The sequence below is a fragment of the Burkholderia sp. AU15512 genome, assembly GCF_002223325.1.
Classification (GTDB): domain Bacteria; phylum Pseudomonadota; class Gammaproteobacteria; order Burkholderiales; family Burkholderiaceae; genus Burkholderia.
Map to the genome: position 1 here is coordinate 1,354,262 of NZ_NKEX01000006.1, position 15,767 is coordinate 1,370,028.

14 protein-coding genes are annotated in these 15,767 nt (G+C 69.1%); 9 read left to right on the top strand and 5 right to left on the bottom strand.

Going from position 1 to position 15,767, the window contains the following annotated elements; genetic code table 11:
* Nucleotides 1–94 precede the first annotated feature (94 nt).
* The 3 genes from CFB43_RS25435 to CFB43_RS25445 all read right to left on the bottom strand — a co-directional run bounded on the left by CFB43_RS25435 (nt 95) and on the right by CFB43_RS25445 (nt 3,467).
* A complete protein-coding gene (locus CFB43_RS25435; RefSeq protein ID WP_089497065.1) occupies nt 95–1,204 on the bottom strand; it encodes an NADH:flavin oxidoreductase/NADH oxidase in 1,110 nt (369 codons plus the stop codon).
* 142 nt (nt 1,205–1,346) lie between these two features.
* Complete coding sequence (locus tag CFB43_RS25440) at nt 1,347–2,033, bottom strand: type 1 glutamine amidotransferase domain-containing protein (RefSeq protein ID WP_089497066.1); 687 nt, start codon at nt 2,031–2,033, stop codon at nt 1,347–1,349.
* A 405-nt stretch (nt 2,034–2,438) separates the two neighbouring features.
* The gene (locus tag CFB43_RS25445; RefSeq protein ID WP_089497067.1) at nt 2,439–3,467 is read right to left on the bottom strand and encodes a substrate-binding domain-containing protein; all 1,029 of its coding nucleotides are present in this window, start codon (nt 3,465–3,467) and stop codon (nt 2,439–2,441) included.
* A 187-nt stretch (nt 3,468–3,654) separates the two neighbouring features.
* Between CFB43_RS25445 and CFB43_RS25450 the strand changes: the two genes are divergently transcribed.
* On the top strand, nt 3,655–5,253 hold the full coding sequence (locus CFB43_RS25450; RefSeq protein ID WP_089497068.1) for a glycoside hydrolase family 68 protein: 1,599 nt from the start codon (nt 3,655–3,657) through the stop codon (nt 5,251–5,253).
* Nucleotides 5,254–5,404: 151 nt separating this feature from the next.
* Nucleotides 5,405–7,042, top strand: coding sequence for a glycoside hydrolase family 32 protein (locus CFB43_RS25455; protein WP_089497069.1), 1,638 nt, complete (start codon nt 5,405–5,407; stop codon nt 7,040–7,042).
* 95 nt (nt 7,043–7,137) lie between these two features.
* On the opposite strand, the gene CFB43_RS25460 is transcribed toward CFB43_RS25455, so the two are convergent.
* Nucleotides 7,138–7,887, bottom strand: a complete 750-nt coding sequence (locus CFB43_RS25460; protein ID WP_089427602.1) for an SDR family oxidoreductase — start codon at nt 7,885–7,887, stop codon at nt 7,138–7,140.
* Nucleotides 7,888–8,043: 156 nt separating this feature from the next.
* Nucleotides 8,044–8,961, bottom strand: coding sequence for a LysR family transcriptional regulator (locus CFB43_RS25465; RefSeq protein ID WP_089497070.1), 918 nt, complete (start codon nt 8,959–8,961; stop codon nt 8,044–8,046).
* A 318-nt stretch (nt 8,962–9,279) separates the two neighbouring features.
* Here CFB43_RS25465 and pdxR point away from each other — a divergent pair, with 318 nt between their 5' ends.
* From pdxR to CFB43_RS25500, 7 genes are all read left to right on the top strand, one after another.
* The gene (gene pdxR, locus CFB43_RS25470; protein ID WP_089497071.1) at nt 9,280–10,764 is read left to right on the top strand and encodes a MocR-like pyridoxine biosynthesis transcription factor PdxR; all 1,485 of its coding nucleotides are present in this window, start codon (nt 9,280–9,282) and stop codon (nt 10,762–10,764) included.
* A 94-nt stretch (nt 10,765–10,858) separates the two neighbouring features.
* Nucleotides 10,859–11,296: a carboxymuconolactone decarboxylase family protein gene (locus CFB43_RS25475; RefSeq protein ID WP_089497072.1), complete on the top strand. Its 438-nt coding sequence runs from the start codon at nt 10,859–10,861 to the stop codon at nt 11,294–11,296.
* Between the two features lie 10 nt (nt 11,297–11,306).
* On the top strand, nt 11,307–11,729 hold the full coding sequence (locus tag CFB43_RS25480) for a cupin domain-containing protein (protein ID WP_089497073.1): 423 nt from the start codon (nt 11,307–11,309) through the stop codon (nt 11,727–11,729).
* 256 nt (nt 11,730–11,985) lie between these two features.
* Nucleotides 11,986–12,693, top strand: coding sequence for a TetR/AcrR family transcriptional regulator (locus tag CFB43_RS25485; protein WP_089497074.1), 708 nt, complete (start codon nt 11,986–11,988; stop codon nt 12,691–12,693).
* The gene (locus CFB43_RS25490) at nt 12,690–13,655 is read left to right on the top strand and encodes an HlyD family secretion protein (RefSeq protein ID WP_089497075.1); all 966 of its coding nucleotides are present in this window, start codon (nt 12,690–12,692) and stop codon (nt 13,653–13,655) included. Before CFB43_RS25485 ends, CFB43_RS25490 begins: the two co-directional genes overlap by 4 nt.
* Complete coding sequence (locus CFB43_RS25495) at nt 13,652–14,611, top strand: ABC transporter ATP-binding protein (RefSeq protein WP_089497076.1); 960 nt, start codon at nt 13,652–13,654, stop codon at nt 14,609–14,611. The genes CFB43_RS25490 and CFB43_RS25495 overlap by 4 nt, the downstream gene beginning before the upstream one ends.
* Nucleotides 14,608–15,762, top strand: coding sequence for an ABC transporter permease (locus CFB43_RS25500; protein WP_089497077.1), 1,155 nt, complete (start codon nt 14,608–14,610; stop codon nt 15,760–15,762). Before CFB43_RS25495 ends, CFB43_RS25500 begins: the two co-directional genes overlap by 4 nt.
* The last annotated feature ends 5 nt before the right edge of the window (nt 15,763–15,767 follow it).

Here is a 15,767-nt window from a genome sequence, read left to right on the forward strand (position 1 = left end):
CGCAGGCAACCGGCCTGCGCGAACCGCCATTCTATCCATCGGCGCCGGATCGGCGGCGCATGGGATGCGCGCGCCGCCCCGACATCCCGCCCGCTCAGGCCACCTTGTCGGCGCTCCGGTAACGCTCGAGCCAGTGTGCGTACGGCGCGGGCAGCGTCCACGACGGACGCTCGACGCCAAGTTGCTTGGCCGCGTAGTACGGCCAGTGCGGGTCGGCCAGATGCGCGCGGCCGACCATCACGAGATCGAGCTGCTCCTCCGCCACCACGCGGTTCGCCAGTTGCGGCGTGTCGATCCCCCACGCGGACGACACCGGCAGCCCGGCCTCGCGACGCACGCGCTCGGCGATCGGCGCGAGGAACGCCGGGCCCCACGGGATCTGCGCGTCGGGCGTCGAGAACCCGACCGACACGCTCAGCATGTCGAGCCCTTCCCGCTTCAGCCGCTGCGTGAGCGCGATCGACTCGGCGAGCGTCTCCTCGTCGCGACCGTCGTACTCGATCACGCCGAAGCGCGCGGTCAGCGGCAGATGCTCCGGCCACACCTTGCGCACGGCCGCCAGCGTCTCGACGAGGAAGCGGCCGCGGTTCTCGGCCGAGCCACCGTATTCGTCGTCACGCTGGTTCGCATGCACCGAGAAGAAGCTCTGGCCAAGATAGCCGTGCGCGAAGTGCAGTTCGAGCCATTCGAAGCCCAGGTCGCGCGCGCGCTTCGCCGCCGCAACGAAGTCGGCCTGCACGCGTGCGATGTCGTCGCGCGTCATCGCGCGCGGCGTCTTCGGCAGGTGCGCGCCGAACGGCACGGCCGACGGCGCGATGGTCTGCCAGCCGCGCGGATCGCCGTCGGCGATATGGTCGTCGCCTTCCCAAGGACGGTTCGCGCTCGCCTTGCGGCCCGCGTGCGCGATCTGGATGCCGGGCACCGCGCCGGCCGCCTTGATCGCCGCGACCGACGGCGCGAACGCTTCGGCCTGCGCATCGTTCCACAGCCCCGCGCAACCCGGCGTGATGCGCCCTTCCGGCGACACGGCCGTCGCCTCGGCGATCACGAGGCCCGCACCGCCACGCGCGATGCCGGCCAGATGCACGTGATGCCAGTCGTTGACGACGCCCTCTTCCGCGACGTACTGGCACATCGGCGGCACCGCGATGCGGTTGCGCAGCGTGACATCCTTGAGTTTGAACGGTTCGAACAGGGCAGACATCCACGGCTCCTTTGCTTGGTTCTGCAAAACGACGGGAAACGCGTCGTGCAACGTGCACGACGGATCGATTCGGGCCGTCGACGGGCCGGCCTGCGCCCGGCGACGGATACGGGATGGCGCCAGCCGGGCCGGCGCCCATGGCTCAACGGCGGCCGAGCTGCGCGAGCAGCGCCTCGGCGGCAGGCTCCGACGACGCGGGGTTCTGCCCCGTGATCAGCAGCCCGTCGGTGACGACATGCGGCGCCCAGTCGGCGCTGCGCTCGAACTCCGCGCCGTTGGTCTTCAGCATGTCCTCGACGAGGAACGGCACGACTTCCGTCAGTTCGACGGCCGCTTCCTCGCTGTTGGTGAAGCCCGTCACACGCTTGCCGCGCACGACCGATTCGCCGGTCTGCGGGTTCTTCACGTGACGCAGCACGCCCGGCGCGTGGCACACGGCCGCGACCGGCTTGCCGGCCGCCAGCGCGCGCTCGATCAGGCCGATCGAATGCAGATCCTCGGCGAGATCCCACAGCGGGCCATGGCCGCCCGGGTAGAACACGGCGTCGTAGTCGTCCACGGACACGTCGGCCAGCTTGCGCGTCGAAGCCAGTTCGGCCTTGGCCGCCGCATCGACGTCGAAGCGGCGCGTCGCGTCGGTCTGGGCCGTCGGGTCACTGCTTTTCGGATCGAGCGGCGGCTGGCCGCCCTTCGGCGACGCGAGCGTCAGCTCGACGCCCGCATCCTTGAACGTGTAGTACGGCGCGGCCAGTTCCTCGAGCCAGAAGCCGGTTTTCTTGCCGGTGTCGCCGAGCGTGTCGTGCGAGGTCAGGACAACCAGAATCTTCATGATCGGACACTCCTTCGAAAAATGGATGACGGGAACGGGGCCGCTCGACCGGCAAATCCGGCTGGTGGGCGCGGCACGCCTGTGGGTTAGTCAGCTGTGACGCGTCAACGTGCGACCCGTGTATCCGAATGCGGCTTGCGCCTATTAGACCAGTCGTCTAGAACAATTCGAAATGAAACGACGGCGTCTCGCTGCACCATCAGCATCGCAGGGCGAAATGGCATTCAAATGGCATTTTCGCGTGTTCGTTGCCTGCGCCGCGAACGTCGTCGCATTCATGGGAACGGATGATAGCCCCGGATTAGACCGGTCGTCTAGTAACCCCTGCCTTCGTCATGGCCTTTTCGGTGGAGCGCGATCCGCCGGCACCTGCCGTCGCTCGCGCCCTCACCTGCGCCGCCGCGGCTAGCCGCGCAACGGGCCGTCCGTGTCACCCGCCTCGATCGCCGGTGCTTCGAGCCGCTGCTCGCGAACCCCGTCGCCCAGCAGCCGCAGCATCAGTTCCGCCAGTGCGCGCCCCGACGCGTGGCCGGTCGGCTGCACGACCGCCGTCACGCGATACGGATGCGCGAGGTTCGGCGGCACGCCGTCGTAGACGATCAGCGACATGTCCTCGCCCAGGCGCAGCCCGCTGTCCACGAGCGCCCGAAACGCGCCGCCGCCCGCGATATTGTTGTCGACCAGCAGCGCCGTCGGCCGCTCGGCGCGCGCGAGCAGCGCCCGCGCCGCCTGCCACCCGCCGTCGTGCGTAAACGGACACTCGACCATCAGCGCCGGATCCGGCTCGACACCGGCTTCGCGCAGGGCCGACAGATAGCCTGCTCGGCGCTGCGCGGCGAAATTCAGCGCCAGCGGCGCGCTGATCATCGCAATGCGCCGGTGCCCGAACGCCGTCAGCCGGCGCACCGCGTCCCGCGCGCCGGCCTCGTTGTCGAAATCGAACCACGCATATGGCTCGGCCACCTGCGTCCGGCCATAGGCCACGTACGGAAACGCGCTCGCTTGCAAGTACGCGATGCGCGGATCGTCGACCCGTGTGCGCGCGACGATCAGCCCGTCGACGAGCTTGCCGTCGACGATGCGCCGATAGGTGTCCAGTTCCGCGTTCGGTCGCGCCGACGCGATGATGAAATCGAGGTTGCGTTCCGCGAGCCGCTCGGTGATGCCCGCGACGACCTCGCCGAAACGCGGATCGCCGAGATCGCCCGCGCCGAACGGGTAGACGATCCCGATCACGTCCGCCCGCCCGGTCGCGAGCCGGCGCGCGGTCGGATCCGCCACATAGCCCATTTCCCGCGCAGCCCGCGCCACGCGCTCGCGCGTCGCCTCGCTGACGTCGTCGTAACCGTTCAGCGCGCGGCTGACCGTCGTCCGCGACAGCCCGAGCGCGTCCGAGAGCGCCTTCAGATTCACCTTCACCGTCGTTCCTCGCATTCGCCGATCCGCCCGGCCGCCCGACGTGCGGGACGCGCCGACCGGGTAATTATTTCCAATTGGTAACGATTACCGTCAAATAAATATCTTTTGCGTTCCAAACCGGTTTGAAATAGCATCCAAACCGGTTTGGACATCGATGCCCACTCAGCCGTTCACTTTCACTTTCCCAGGAAACGACGACGAGATGACATACTTTTCCCTTTTCCGCCCGACGGCGGCCCGACGCTTGTTCCTCGCTGGCGGCGCACTCGCCGCCTTCGCGTCCGTCGCGCATGCGCAGTCCGGCGGCACGGGCGCGCCCCTGCCCACGCCCCATACGCAGCAGGCCTACGATCCCGAAGGCAACTTCACGATGCGCTGGACGCGGGCGGACATCCGTCAGATCGTCGCGCAGTCGCATACCGCCGGCGCCGACAAGAACTCGCTGCCGCAAGCGCTGACGATGCCGGACATCCCGCAGGATTTCCCGCTGATCAACTCGAACGTGTGGGTGTGGGACACGTGGCCGCTGGCCGACCTGCGTGCGAACCAGCTCAGCTACAAGGGCTGGGAGGTGATCTTCTCGCTCACCGCCGATCCGCATGCGGGCTACACGTTCGACGACCGTCACGTCCATGCGCGCATCGGCTTCTTCTACCGTCGCGCGGGCATCCCCGCGTCGCAGCGCCCCGCGAACGGCGGCTGGACCTGGGGCGGCCACCTGTTCCCGGACGGCGCCAGCGCCAAGGTGTTCGGCACCGCGCCGATGACCAACAACGCCGAATGGTCGGGCTCCGCGCGGCTCACGCACGGCGACAACGTCAGCCTCTACTACACCGCGACGTCGTTCAACCGCTCGGCGCCCGGCGGCGCCGACATCACGCCGCCGCAGGCGATCATCACGCGCGCCGACGGCCATATCCACGCCGACGCCACGCACGTCTGGTTCAGCGGCTTCGACGATCACAAGGCGCTGCTGCAACCGGACGGCAACTACTACCAGTCCGGCCAGCAGAACACCTACTTCTCGTTCCGTGACCCGTTCGTGTTCACCGATCCCGCGCACCCGGGCAAGACCTACATGGTCTTCGAGGGCAACACGGGCGGCCCGCGCGGCGCACGCACCTGCACCAACGCGGATCTCGGCTACGCGCCGAACGATCCGTACAAGGAAGATCTCAACGCGGTGATGAATTCGGGCGCAGTGTATCAAAAGGCCAATGTCGGCCTCGCGATCGCAACGAACCCGCAATTGACCGAGTGGAAGTTCCTGCCGCCGATCCTGTCGGCGAACTGCGTCGACGACCAGACCGAGCGCCCGCAGATCTACCTGAAGGACGGCAAGTACTACCTGTTCACGATCAGCCACCGCACGACGATGGCGGCCGGCGTCGACGGGCCGGACGGCGTGTACGGCTTCGTCGGCAACGGCATCCGCAGCGACTTCCTGCCGCTGAACGGCGGCAGCGGCCTCGTGCTCGGCAACCCGACGGACTTCTCCGCGCCGGCCGGCGCGCCGTATTCGCAGGATCCGAACCAGAATCCGCGCGAATTCCAGTCGTATTCGCACTACGTGATGCCGGGCGGGCTCGTCGAGTCGTTCATCGATGCGATCGGCGCGCGCCGCGGCGGCACGCTCGCGCCGACGGTGAAGGTCAACATCAACGGCACGTCGACGGCGGTCGACCGCGCCTACGGACGCGGCGGACTCGGCGGCTACGGCGACATTCCGGCGAACCTGCCCGCGACCGGCGGCGGCCACAACAGCGGCAACAGCCAGGGCAATCAGGATAACCAACAATAACGAACGCTGGTAAAGGCACGGGGTTAAGGAGGCGCGTATCGCGCGTGTCGCGTGCGCGCCTCTTTTTTTCTTCCATCCATCGCGCACATCGCCGCTGAAAGCGGCATGCGCCCTCCTTTCCCGCTTTGCACGACGAAGCACGAAACCCCGCATGATATCGACGTCTTTCCGCTTTTCCGTCCGCATCGCCCGGTTGCTGCTCGCCTGCGTGGCCTGCTCCCAGGCCGCTGCCGCGCCTTGCAACGTACCGGCCGAACATGGCACGCCGCAATGGCGGCCCGCGCTCCACTACACGCCGCAGCGCAACTGGATGAACGACCCGAACGGGCTCGTCTACGACAACGGCCGCTATCACCTGTTCTATCAATACAATCCGCTCGGCCGCGACTGGGGCAACATGTCGTGGGGCCACGCGACGAGCACCGACCTCGTCCACTGGCGCGAGCAGCCGGTCGCGATGCGCGCGAACGCGACGGAGGAAATCTTCTCCGGCTCGATCGTCGCCGACACGCTCAATACGTCCGGCCTGGGCCAACCGGGCCACACGCCGCTCGTCGCGCTTTATACGAGCGTGTACAAGGCAGGCGCCGGTCACGCGCCGGGCGTCCAGGCGCAGTCGCTGGCGTACAGCCTCGATCAAGGCGCGACCTGGCAGCCGTACGCTCGCAATCCGGTGCTGACGCTCGATCCGGAATCGAAGCAATTTCGCGATCCGAAAGTCTCGTGGTATGCGCCGGGCGGCTACTGGCTGATGACGACGGTCGTCGCCGACGCGCACGTCGTGAAGCTCTATCGCTCGGACGACCTGATCCACTGGAATTTCCTGAGCGACTTCACGCGGCCGGGCGTGCCGCACGACGGCACGCTGTGGGAAATGCCCGACCTCGTACCGCTGCCGCTCGACGGCGACCCCGCACGCATCCGGTGGGTCATGATCGTCAACGTCAATCCGTGGTCGATCGCCGGCGGCTCCGGTGCGATGTACTTCGTCGGCGACTTCGACGGCCGCACGTTTGTGCCGGACCGCATTGCGCCCGCCGGCTCCGATCCCGCGCAATTCCGCTGGGTCGACCATGGCGCGGACTTCTACGCAGCCGGCACCTTCTCGGGCGCGCCCGGCTCACGGCCGGTCGCGATCGCGTGGATGAGCAACTGGGATTACGCGGCGAAAGCGCCGACCACGCCGTGGCGCGGCGCGATGACGCTGCCGCGCGAACTGTCGCTGAAAACGATCGACGGCGAACCGACGCTCGTGGTCGCGCCGGCCGCCGCATTCGACGCCTGGGCGGACCGCAGGCCCGCCGTGCATGAAGGCGACCTCGCGGTCGATTCCACGACACGTGCGCTGTCGGCCGCGACGCGCGGCGTCGTCCAGCGCATCACGGTCACGCTCGCACCGCAGCATGCGGCGCGTGCCGGCCTGATCGTCCGGCGCTCGGCGGATGGCGCGGTCGGCACCCGGATCGTGTACGACACGGCAAAGCGCACGCTGACGCTGGACCGCTCGCAGTCCGGCGAATCCCATTTCGCCGACACGTTCAGCAAAGAGCACATCGTGGACCTGCCGCTCGAGCATGGGCAGTTGCGGCTCGAGATCGTCGTCGATCGCGGTTCGGTGGAAGTGTTCGCGAACGGCGGCCGGGTCGCGCTCACCGACCTGATCTTCCCGCCGCTCGACGCGGACCGCGTCGCCGTGTTCGCCGAACACGGCCGCGCGACGTTCTCCGGGCTCACGGTGACGCAGCTCGAAGCCGGTGGTGACAGCCATCACGCCTGTGCGGCGCGATAGATGCGATGGGCGGACGGCCATCGGTCCTGCATGTGGCGGGGGCTGCCCGCCCGGCATCTCGCCGGCCGGTTGCAGTCCCCGCCTGAGCCGCCCGATCAGAGCAAGCCCATTCCGCCCGACGCGATGATCTCCGCCCCGACGATGAACGCGGATTCCGGCGCGCTGAGGTGCAGCACCGTCGACGCGATCTCGTCCGGCGTGCCGAACCGGCCGACCGGCACGAGGCCCTTGATCTTCTCGGCCGTTTCGTCGAGCGTGGCCGCGTCAAATCCGAGCTTGCCGTAGAGCGGCGTCTGAACGGGCCCGGGGCTCACGACGTTCACGCGCACGCCGTGCGGCAGCAACTCCGCCGACAGCGTCTTCGCGAACGAATTGACGGCCGCCTTGCTCGCCGCATACACCGACGAGCCGGGCATCCCGATGTGCGCGTTGATCGAGCCGTTGATCACGATCGACGCGCCGCGGTTCAGCAGCGGCACCAGCGACTGGATCTGGAAATACGCGCCCTTCACGTTGGTGTTGAACACGAGATCCCACATGGCCTCGTCGCTGTCGGCGAACGGCGCGAGCTTCGCGACGCCCGCGTTGATGAACACGGCGTCGAGCCGCGCCCCCGCCGACGCGATCGCATCGGCCAGCGCGCGGGCCGACGCGACGCTGCCGGCCTCGTTGCGGATCGCCAGCGCGCCTTCGCCGAGCGTTTGCCGCGCGGCCTCGAGCGTCTGCGCATCGCGCCCGGTGATGATGACGCGTGCGCCTTCTGCCGCGAATGCCTTGGCGGCTGCCAGGCCGATACCGCTGTTGCCACCCGTGACGAGGACCGTCTTTCCTTCGAAGCGTTGCATGATGTTCTCCTGTGAACCGGTGAGTTGACCGTGAACACAGGATGCGCGCCGCGCCCGGTCATGCCGTACGACGGGCGTGACGAACACGTTCGAAATCGTCGAACGTGTTTGGGCGGGTGGATTCGAACGCCCGGTTCCGTCCGGTTCCGCGCCGCGTCAGCCAGCTACGTCGATGCCGTCGAGCAGGCGCTGCGCGAGCCGCGGTTCGCGCAATTGCTCGAGCCACCATTGCAGCGCGCGGCCGTCCCGGTCGCCGTGCCATGCGACATACAGCCGGTTCGGCTCGCGCGGATCGGCCGTCTGCCTTTCCACGAGTTCGCCGCGCGCGAGCAGCGACGCCACGCGCCGGCGCGGCACCCAGCCGACGCCGAGCCCGTCGCGCTGCGCGAGGATCTTCGCGCGCATCGACGGCACCGCCAGCACGGGTTGCCCGCCGAGCAGGCCATACGCGCGGCCGGCCGCGCGCCGCGACGAATCGGCGACGACGACGGCCCGGTGGGCGCCGATCGCGTCCCGCGTCAGCGCGCCGCTCACGGTGGCCAGCGGATGGCGCGGCGACACCGCGAACACCCACTCCATCGCGCCCAGCTCGAACCACTTGAAACCGGGAATCGCCGGCGGCTCGTTGGTCGCGCCGATCACCAGGTCCGCGCGCCCGTCGCGCAGCGCTTCCCAGGTCCCGCCGAGCACTTCGTGCGTGAAACGCAGCGACACACCCGAGTCGAGCGCATCGAACGCGCGGACCACCGGCAACAGCGTGTCGAACTCCAGCACCTCGTCGCTGACGATCCACAGCCGGTCTTCCCAGCCGCTCGCGACCTGCCGCACGCGCTGCGTCAGCCGCGCGACGTCCAGCGCCAGCCGCGCCGCTTCGTCGGTCAGTAACTGGCCGGCCGGCGTGAGCTGCAGCCGGTAGCCGCGGCGGTCGAACAGCAGCGCGTCGAAGCGCGTTTCGAGCTGGCGCGCCGCGTGCGACACCGTCGACGGCGCCTTGCCGAGCCGCGCGGCCGCGCGCGACAGGCTGCCGGTGGCGCGGATCGCGTCGAGCAGCGCAAGTTCGTCTTCGGACAGCATGGGCACGCTCCGGTGTGGGGTTGTCGTGGATCTGTCGTGGATCGTAAGGCAGCGGCGGGCCGAGGTCCAATCGCGCGACGGGGCCGCGTCGTCTGACGATGCCCGTCACCCCTGACGAATGCCCCCGGGCCGGCGTTGCGCGATGCACCGGTTCGCCGGCCGCCCGCGTCGCCCTGCCGGGATGCCTTGCACCGTGCGGCCGGTTCGTGCATCGAGCGAAACCCGCGAAGCCGTCACGTCGCGCGGAACCGCCCATTCTTTCGTCGCCTCCGGTATTCTGATCGGCACGAAATTTCAGCAATCGAGGTAACCACTGCGATGGACATCGCGATCCGCATCGAAGGCCGTCACGACCTGACGGGGCAGATCTTCCGGCAACTGCGCACCGCGATCGTCGACGGGCGGCTCGCCGGCGGCGCGCGGCTGCCGTCGACGCGCGACCTCGCGAAACAGCTCGGCGTATCGCGCAAGACCACGCTCGACGCATTCGAGCGTCTCGTCGCCGAGGGTTACCTGACCACGCGCGCGGGCGACGGCACGTTCGTCGCCGACGGCCTCGCGCGCGTGCCGCACGCCGCGGCCATGTCGGCGCCCTCCCTCGTCGAATACACGCCGCGCATCGACGCGGTCGACGCGCGTGCACTGTGGGACGACCTGCCCGACGCGCTCGCGATGCCCGCGCCGCAGGACACACCGGGCTTCGACTTTCGCGGCGGCATGACCGACAAGGCGCTGTTCCCGTTCGACGCGTGGCGGCGCTGCCTGCATCACGCGCTGCGTCAGCAGATGCGCGGCCCCGCCCAGTACCACGACCCGGCCGGCGATCCGCAATTGCGCGGCGCGATCGCGCGCTACGTCGCGTTCAGCCGCGCGGTCGCATGCGGCTGGGACGACGTGCTCGTCACGCAAGGCGCGCAACAGGCGCTCGACCTGATCGCCCGCGTCGTCGTACGGCCGGGCGATGTGGTGGCGGTCGAGGATCCCGGCTATCCGCCCGCCCGCGCCGCGTTCGCGTCGCTCGGCGCGACGGTGATCGGCGTGCCGGTCGACGCGCACGGGCTGGTGACGGAACGGCTGCCGGATGACGCGCGCCTCGTCTACGTCACGCCGTCGCATCAGTTCCCGCTCGGGATGCCGATGACGCTGGACCGGCGCGTCGCGCTGCTCGAATGGGCGCAGCGCCGCCGCGCGGTGATCATCGAGGACGACTACGACGGCGAGTTCCGCTTCGAAGGCCGGCCGGTGGAATCGCTGAAGAGCCTCGACCGCACGGGCCTCGTCGCGTACGTCGGCACGTTTTCGAAGACGATCTTTCCGGAGTTGCGGATCGGCTACGCGATTCCGCCGCGCGCGCTGCGCGGCGCGCTGACCAAGGCGAAGCAGATCGTCGACTGGCACACCTGCACGCTGACGCAGGCCGCACTCGCGCGCTTCATGCTCGAAGGCGATTTCGCGCGGCACCTGAAGCGCGTGCAGAAGCACTACGATGCGCGCCGCAAGATGCTGATCGCGCATCTGCGCGGCGAACTCGCGCCGTGGTTCGACGCGATCGTGCCGACCGCCGGCATTCACCTCGCGGCCTACCTGAAGCCGGGGCTCGACGAAGCGGCGCTGGTCCGCGCGGCCCGCGCGCAGGACATCGGCCTGTACGGCATCTCGGCGTTCCACGTCGGCGTGCCGGTCCGCGCGGGGCTGCTGTTCGGCTATGGCGGGATCGACACGCCGCGCATCGACACGGCGCTCGCGACGCTGGCCGGCCTGCTGGGTTCGGACGCCATTGGCGGCTCGGCACTGGTTACCTGAATTTACCGGAAATTGGCCATTCAAGCAGGCCAGAATGCGTCTTAAAGTGGGTCCTGTCGCGCCACCGCGCGCTCCAACCGAAAAAGGATCTGCCATGCAACCGCGCCTGAACTTCTACACTGCCAGCCCGAATGCGATCAAGGTGATGCGCAACGCCGAGGAATTCCTCGCGAAGAGCTCGATCGAGAAGCCGCTCGCCGAACTCGTCCGGCTGCGCGCGTCGCAGATCAACGGCTGCGCGTTCTGCGTCGACATGCACACGACCGACGCGCGCAACGGCGGCGAAACCGACCGCCGCCTGGCCACCGTCGTCACGTGGCGCGAGACGCCGTTCTTCACCGAGCGCGAACGCGCGGCGCTGGAATGGACCGAGGCGCTGACGCTGGTTGCCAGCAACCACGTGCCCGACGCCGTGTGGGAAGCCGTGAAGCCGCATTTCACCGACGAGGAGCTGTTCGACCTGTCGATGCTGATCGCGACGATCAACTCGTGGAACCGCTTCGCGATTGCGTTCCGCAAGATGCCCGAGTAAGGAGACGACGATGAGGGACGCCACGCTCCGTCGCGCCGCACTGTGCGCCTTGCTCGCGGCCGGCGTCGCGCTGCTGCCGGCCGCCGCCCGGGCGCACGACGCCGGCGACAACGTGCACACGATCCTGCAGCAGGCCGTGCCCGAAGCGCCCGGCAAGCTCGCGGTCGTCGCGACCGTCGACTACGCGCCCGGCCAGGCGTCCGAAGCCCATCGGCACCTCGGCTCGGTGTTCGCGGTCGTGTCGAAAGGCGAAGTGCTGTCGCAGGTGAACGGCGGCCCGCTGCTCCGCTACCGCGCCGGCGAAGGCTGGTATGAAGCGCCCGGCTCGCGCCACACGGTGTCGCGCAACGCGAGCGCGACCGAGCCGGCTCAACTCGTCGTATTCGGGCTGACCGGCGAACACGTGCCGCTGACGTCGCCGATCGATCAGTAACCGCTTTCCGGGGGGCGTGCGATCGTCCAGGCACGCGCCCCCCGCTTCGCGACCGGTTTTCCATACCGTGGGGCCGCCACGCCTCCGGTTTCTCCATTAGCTGCTCCCTACACTCCGCCACCGGCTTGCCGTACCGTGCCGCGTCACGTCGCCTCCTCGCCCACCCGCGTCCCCCTTCGACGCTCGCCTGATCGCCATCAACTCGGGCGGAAACCCTCCCTTGAAATTAACTAACTCATCAATTAGCGTCGATTTCATGAACGCGAAATCCACCGTCACCAAGCCGCGCGGGCGCCGCCCGTCGGTCGACGATTTCGACCTGCGCGACCACATGCTCGACGTCGCGATGCAGCTGTTCGCCGAGCGCGGCATCGCCGCGACGACCGTCGCGCAGATCGCCGCCGCCACCGGTGTCACGTCGGCGATGGTTCACTACTACTTCACGAATCGCGAGCAACTGCTCGACGCGATCGTCGAGGAACGGCTCGCGCAGGTCATCGCGTTCGTGTGGCGACCGACCGAGCCGCAGATCGAAAACGATCCGTTCGCGCTCGTCGCCGAACTCGTCGACCGCTTCTTCGACGTCACGCACCGCATGCCGTGGCTGCCGTCGATCTGGCTGCGCGAGATCATCCACGAAGGCGGGCTGCTGCGCGAGCGGATGGTCCGCCGCATTCCGCTCGAACATGTCGGGCGCTTCGCCGAACGCATCCGCGGCGCGCAGCAGGCCGGCACGCTGAATCCCGCACTCGAACCGGCGTTCCTGTTCCATTCGATCATCGCGCTGGTGATGCTGCCGCTCGCGACCGCAAAGCTGTGGCAAAGCGCGCGCGGCGGCCTGCCGCCGATCGACCGCGACGTGCTGCACCGGCACGTCCGCGCACTGCTCGGGTCGGGCATGCAGCCGCCGGCCGCCGCGCCGCGCGCACGGGCCCGCTCGCCCTCGCCGCGGAGGCCGTCATGAACGCGCCCCGCGCGCGGTCGCTCGCGCTGGCCGCCGCCGTCGCGCTGCTCGCCGGTTGCGAACGCCAGGCGAACAACGGCACGACCTACCAGGGCTACGTCGAAGGCGAATTCGTGTACCTGTCGTCGTCGCAATCGGGCACGCTGACGCAGTTGTCGGTCGCGCGCGGCCAGACCCTCGCCGCCGGCACGCCGGCCTTCTCGCTCGAAGCCGTCAGCGAAACGGCCGCGCTGCTGCAGGCGCAGCACCAGCTTGCAGCCGCCCGCGCCCAGCTTGCCGACCTGCAAACGGGCAAGCGCCCGCCGGAAATCGCGGTCACGCAGGCGCAGCTCGCGCAGTCCACCGCGCAGGCCGCGCGAGCCGCCGCGCAACTCGCGCGCGATGAAAGCCAGTACGCCGCTGGCGGCCTGTCGAAACAGCAGCTCGACGATTCGCGCACGTCCGCGCAAACGACCGCCGCGCAGAGGCGCGAACTGCAGAAACAGGTCGACGTCGCGCGCTTGCCGGGCCGCGCGCAGCAGGTCGCCGCACAGGCCGCGCAGGTCGATGCCGCGCATGCGGCGGTCGCCGAGGCGCAATGGAAGCTCGACCAGAAGCGCGTCGCCGCGCCCGCCGCCGGGCGCGTGTACGACACGCTGTACCGCGTCGGCGAATGGGTGCAGGCCGGCAATCCGGTCGTGCAGATGCTGCCGCCGCAAAACCTGAAGGTGCGCTTCTTCGTGCCGGAGGCCGCGATCGCATCGCTCACGCCGGGGCGCACGGTCGCGATCCACTGCGACGGCTGTGCGGCCGACGTGCCCGCGCGCATCACCTACGTGTCGAGCGAGGCCGAATACACGCCGCCCGTGATCTACAGCAACGAGAGCCGGACCAAGCTCGTGTTCATGATCGAGGCGCGCCCGGCCGTCGTCGACGCGTCGAAGCTTCATCCGGGCCAGCCCGTCACCGTGAGGGTGCAATGACCGCGCCGCCCGCACCGTACGCGATCGACGTCGATCGCCTGAACAAGCATTTCGGCGACAAGCACGTCGTGAAGGACGTGTCGCTGCGCGTCGCGCGCGGCGAGATCTTCGGCTTTCTCGGGCCGAACGGCAGCGGCAAGACCACGTCGATCCGGATGATGTGCGGGCTGCTCACGCCCGACTCGGGCAGCGGCACCTGCCTCGGCTACGATATCGTGCGCGACAGCGCGCAGATCAAGCGGCGCGTCGGCTACATGACGCAGCGCTTCTCGTACTGGGAAGACCTGTCGATCCGCGAGAACCTCGACTTCGTCGCCCGCGTGTACGGGATGCCCGACCGCAAGGCGGCCGTCGCGCGCGCACTCGACGGGCTCGGCCTCGCGAGCCGCGCGGACCAGCTCACCGGCGCGCTGTCGGGCGGCTGGAAGCAGCGCCTCGCGCTGGCCGCCTGCATGCTGCACGAGCCGGCGCTGCTGCTGCTCGACGAACCGACGGCCGGCGTCGATCCGGCCGCGCGCCGCGACTTCTGGGAAGAACTGCACCGGCTGGCCGCGCAAGGGATCTCGGTGCTCGTCAGCACGCACTACATGGACGAGGCCGAGCGCTGCCACAAGCTGGCGTACATCTCGTACGGCGAGCTGCTCGCGCAGGGCACGTCGGCGGAGATCGTCGCGTCGCAGGGGCTCGTGACCCGCGCGATCACCGGTGCGCATCTGAGCGATCTGTCCGCGCGGCTGCGCACGATGCCGGGCGTCGAGCAGACGGTCGTATTCGGCTCGGCGCTGCACGTGAGCGGCCGCGATCGCGCGCAGCTCGACGCGACGCTCGCGCAGGTCGCGGCACAAACCGACGGGTCTGCCGCGCTGCGGGTCGCGCCGATCGACACCGGGCTCGAGGACGTCTTCATCTACATGATGGGCCGCGCATCCGGGCCGCCCGCCGGGGCGTCGTCATGAACGCGTGGGCGCGCCTGCGCGATGCGTTCTCGGTCGCCCGCTGGTGGAGCATCGTGCTGAAGGAATTCCTGCAGCTGCGGCGCGACCGCGTGACGTTCGCGATGATCGTCGGCGTGCCGATCATCCAGCTCACGCTGTTCGGCTTCGCGATCAACACCGATCCGAAGCACCTGCCGACCGCGGTGATCATCGCCGATGCAAGCCCGTTCGCGCGCAGCTTCGTCGCGGCGATGCGCAATTCCGCGTACTTCGACATCGTCGCGACGCTGCCCGACGAGGCAGCCGGCCGGCACGCGCTCGCCCGCGGCGACGTGCAGTTCGTGCTGAGCGTGCCGGCCGATTTCTCGCGGCGGCTGCTGCGCGGCGAGCGTCCGTCGCTGCTCGTCGAGGCGGACGCGACCGATCCCGTCGCGACCGCGTCGGCAATCGGCGCGCTGCCGGGCCTCGTGCAGCCCGTCGCGGACAAGGACCTGACGGGCCCGCTCGCCTACCTGAACGGCCGCCCGACCGCGTTCGACATCGTGCTGCACCGGCTGTACAACCCCGAGGGCATCACGCAGTACAACGTCGTGCCGGGCCTGATGGGCGTGATCCTGACGATGACGATGGTGATGATGACGGGCCTCGCGATCACCCGCGAACGCGAGCGCGGCACGATGGAGAACCTGCTGGCGACGCCCGTGCGGCCGCTCGAGGTGATGACGGGCAAGATCGTCCCGTACGTGCTGATCGGGCTGATCCAGGTGTCGATCATCGTCGCCGCGGCGCGGTTCGTGTTCGAGGTGCCGTTCGTCGGCGGCGTGTTCGCGATCTACCTGTCCGCGCTGCTGTTCATCGCGGCGAACCTGACGGTCGGCATCACGCTGTCGTCGCTCGCGCAGAACCAGTTGCAGGCGATGCAGCTCGCGGTGTTCTACTTCCTGCCGAACATCCTGCTGTCGGGCTTCATGTTCCCGTTCGCCGGGATGCCGAAGTGGGCGCAGTTCGTCGGCAACCTGCTGCCGCTCACCTACTTCAACCGCCTCGTGCGCGGCATCCTGCTGAAAGGCAACGGCTGGAGCGACCTGTGGCCGTCGGTGTGGCCGGTCGCGCTGTTCACCGTCGTCGTGATGGGCGTCGCGCTGCGCTTCTACCGGCGTACGCTCGACTAGGGGCC

Bases quoted from the DNA above. Each gene is read 5' to 3' on its own strand.
- CFB43_RS25435 (WP_089497065.1), bottom strand. From the start codon at position 1,204: ATGTCTGCCCTGTTCGAACCGTTCAAACTCAAGGATGTCACGCTGCGC.
- CFB43_RS25440 (WP_089497066.1), bottom strand. From the start codon at position 2,033: ATGAAGATTCTGGTTGTCCTGACCTCGCACGACACGCTCGGCGACACC.
- CFB43_RS25445 (WP_089497067.1), bottom strand. From the start codon at position 3,467: ATGCGAGGAACGACGGTGAAGGTGAATCTGAAGGCGCTCTCGGACGCG.
- CFB43_RS25450 (WP_089497068.1), top strand. From the start codon at position 3,655: ATGACATACTTTTCCCTTTTCCGCCCGACGGCGGCCCGACGCTTGTTC.
- CFB43_RS25455 (WP_089497069.1), top strand. From the start codon at position 5,405: ATGATATCGACGTCTTTCCGCTTTTCCGTCCGCATCGCCCGGTTGCTG.
- CFB43_RS25460 (WP_089427602.1), bottom strand. From the start codon at position 7,887: ATGCAACGCTTCGAAGGAAAGACGGTCCTCGTCACGGGTGGCAACAGC.
- CFB43_RS25465 (WP_089497070.1), bottom strand. From the start codon at position 8,961: ATGCTGTCCGAAGACGAACTTGCGCTGCTCGACGCGATCCGCGCCACC.
- pdxR (WP_089497071.1), top strand. From the start codon at position 9,280: ATGGACATCGCGATCCGCATCGAAGGCCGTCACGACCTGACGGGGCAG.
- CFB43_RS25475 (WP_089497072.1), top strand. From the start codon at position 10,859: ATGCAACCGCGCCTGAACTTCTACACTGCCAGCCCGAATGCGATCAAG.
- CFB43_RS25480 (WP_089497073.1), top strand. From the start codon at position 11,307: ATGAGGGACGCCACGCTCCGTCGCGCCGCACTGTGCGCCTTGCTCGCG.
- CFB43_RS25485 (WP_089497074.1), top strand. From the start codon at position 11,986: ATGAACGCGAAATCCACCGTCACCAAGCCGCGCGGGCGCCGCCCGTCG.
- CFB43_RS25490 (WP_089497075.1), top strand. From the start codon at position 12,690: ATGAACGCGCCCCGCGCGCGGTCGCTCGCGCTGGCCGCCGCCGTCGCG.
- CFB43_RS25495 (WP_089497076.1), top strand. From the start codon at position 13,652: ATGACCGCGCCGCCCGCACCGTACGCGATCGACGTCGATCGCCTGAAC.
- CFB43_RS25500 (WP_089497077.1), top strand. From the start codon at position 14,608: ATGAACGCGTGGGCGCGCCTGCGCGATGCGTTCTCGGTCGCCCGCTGG.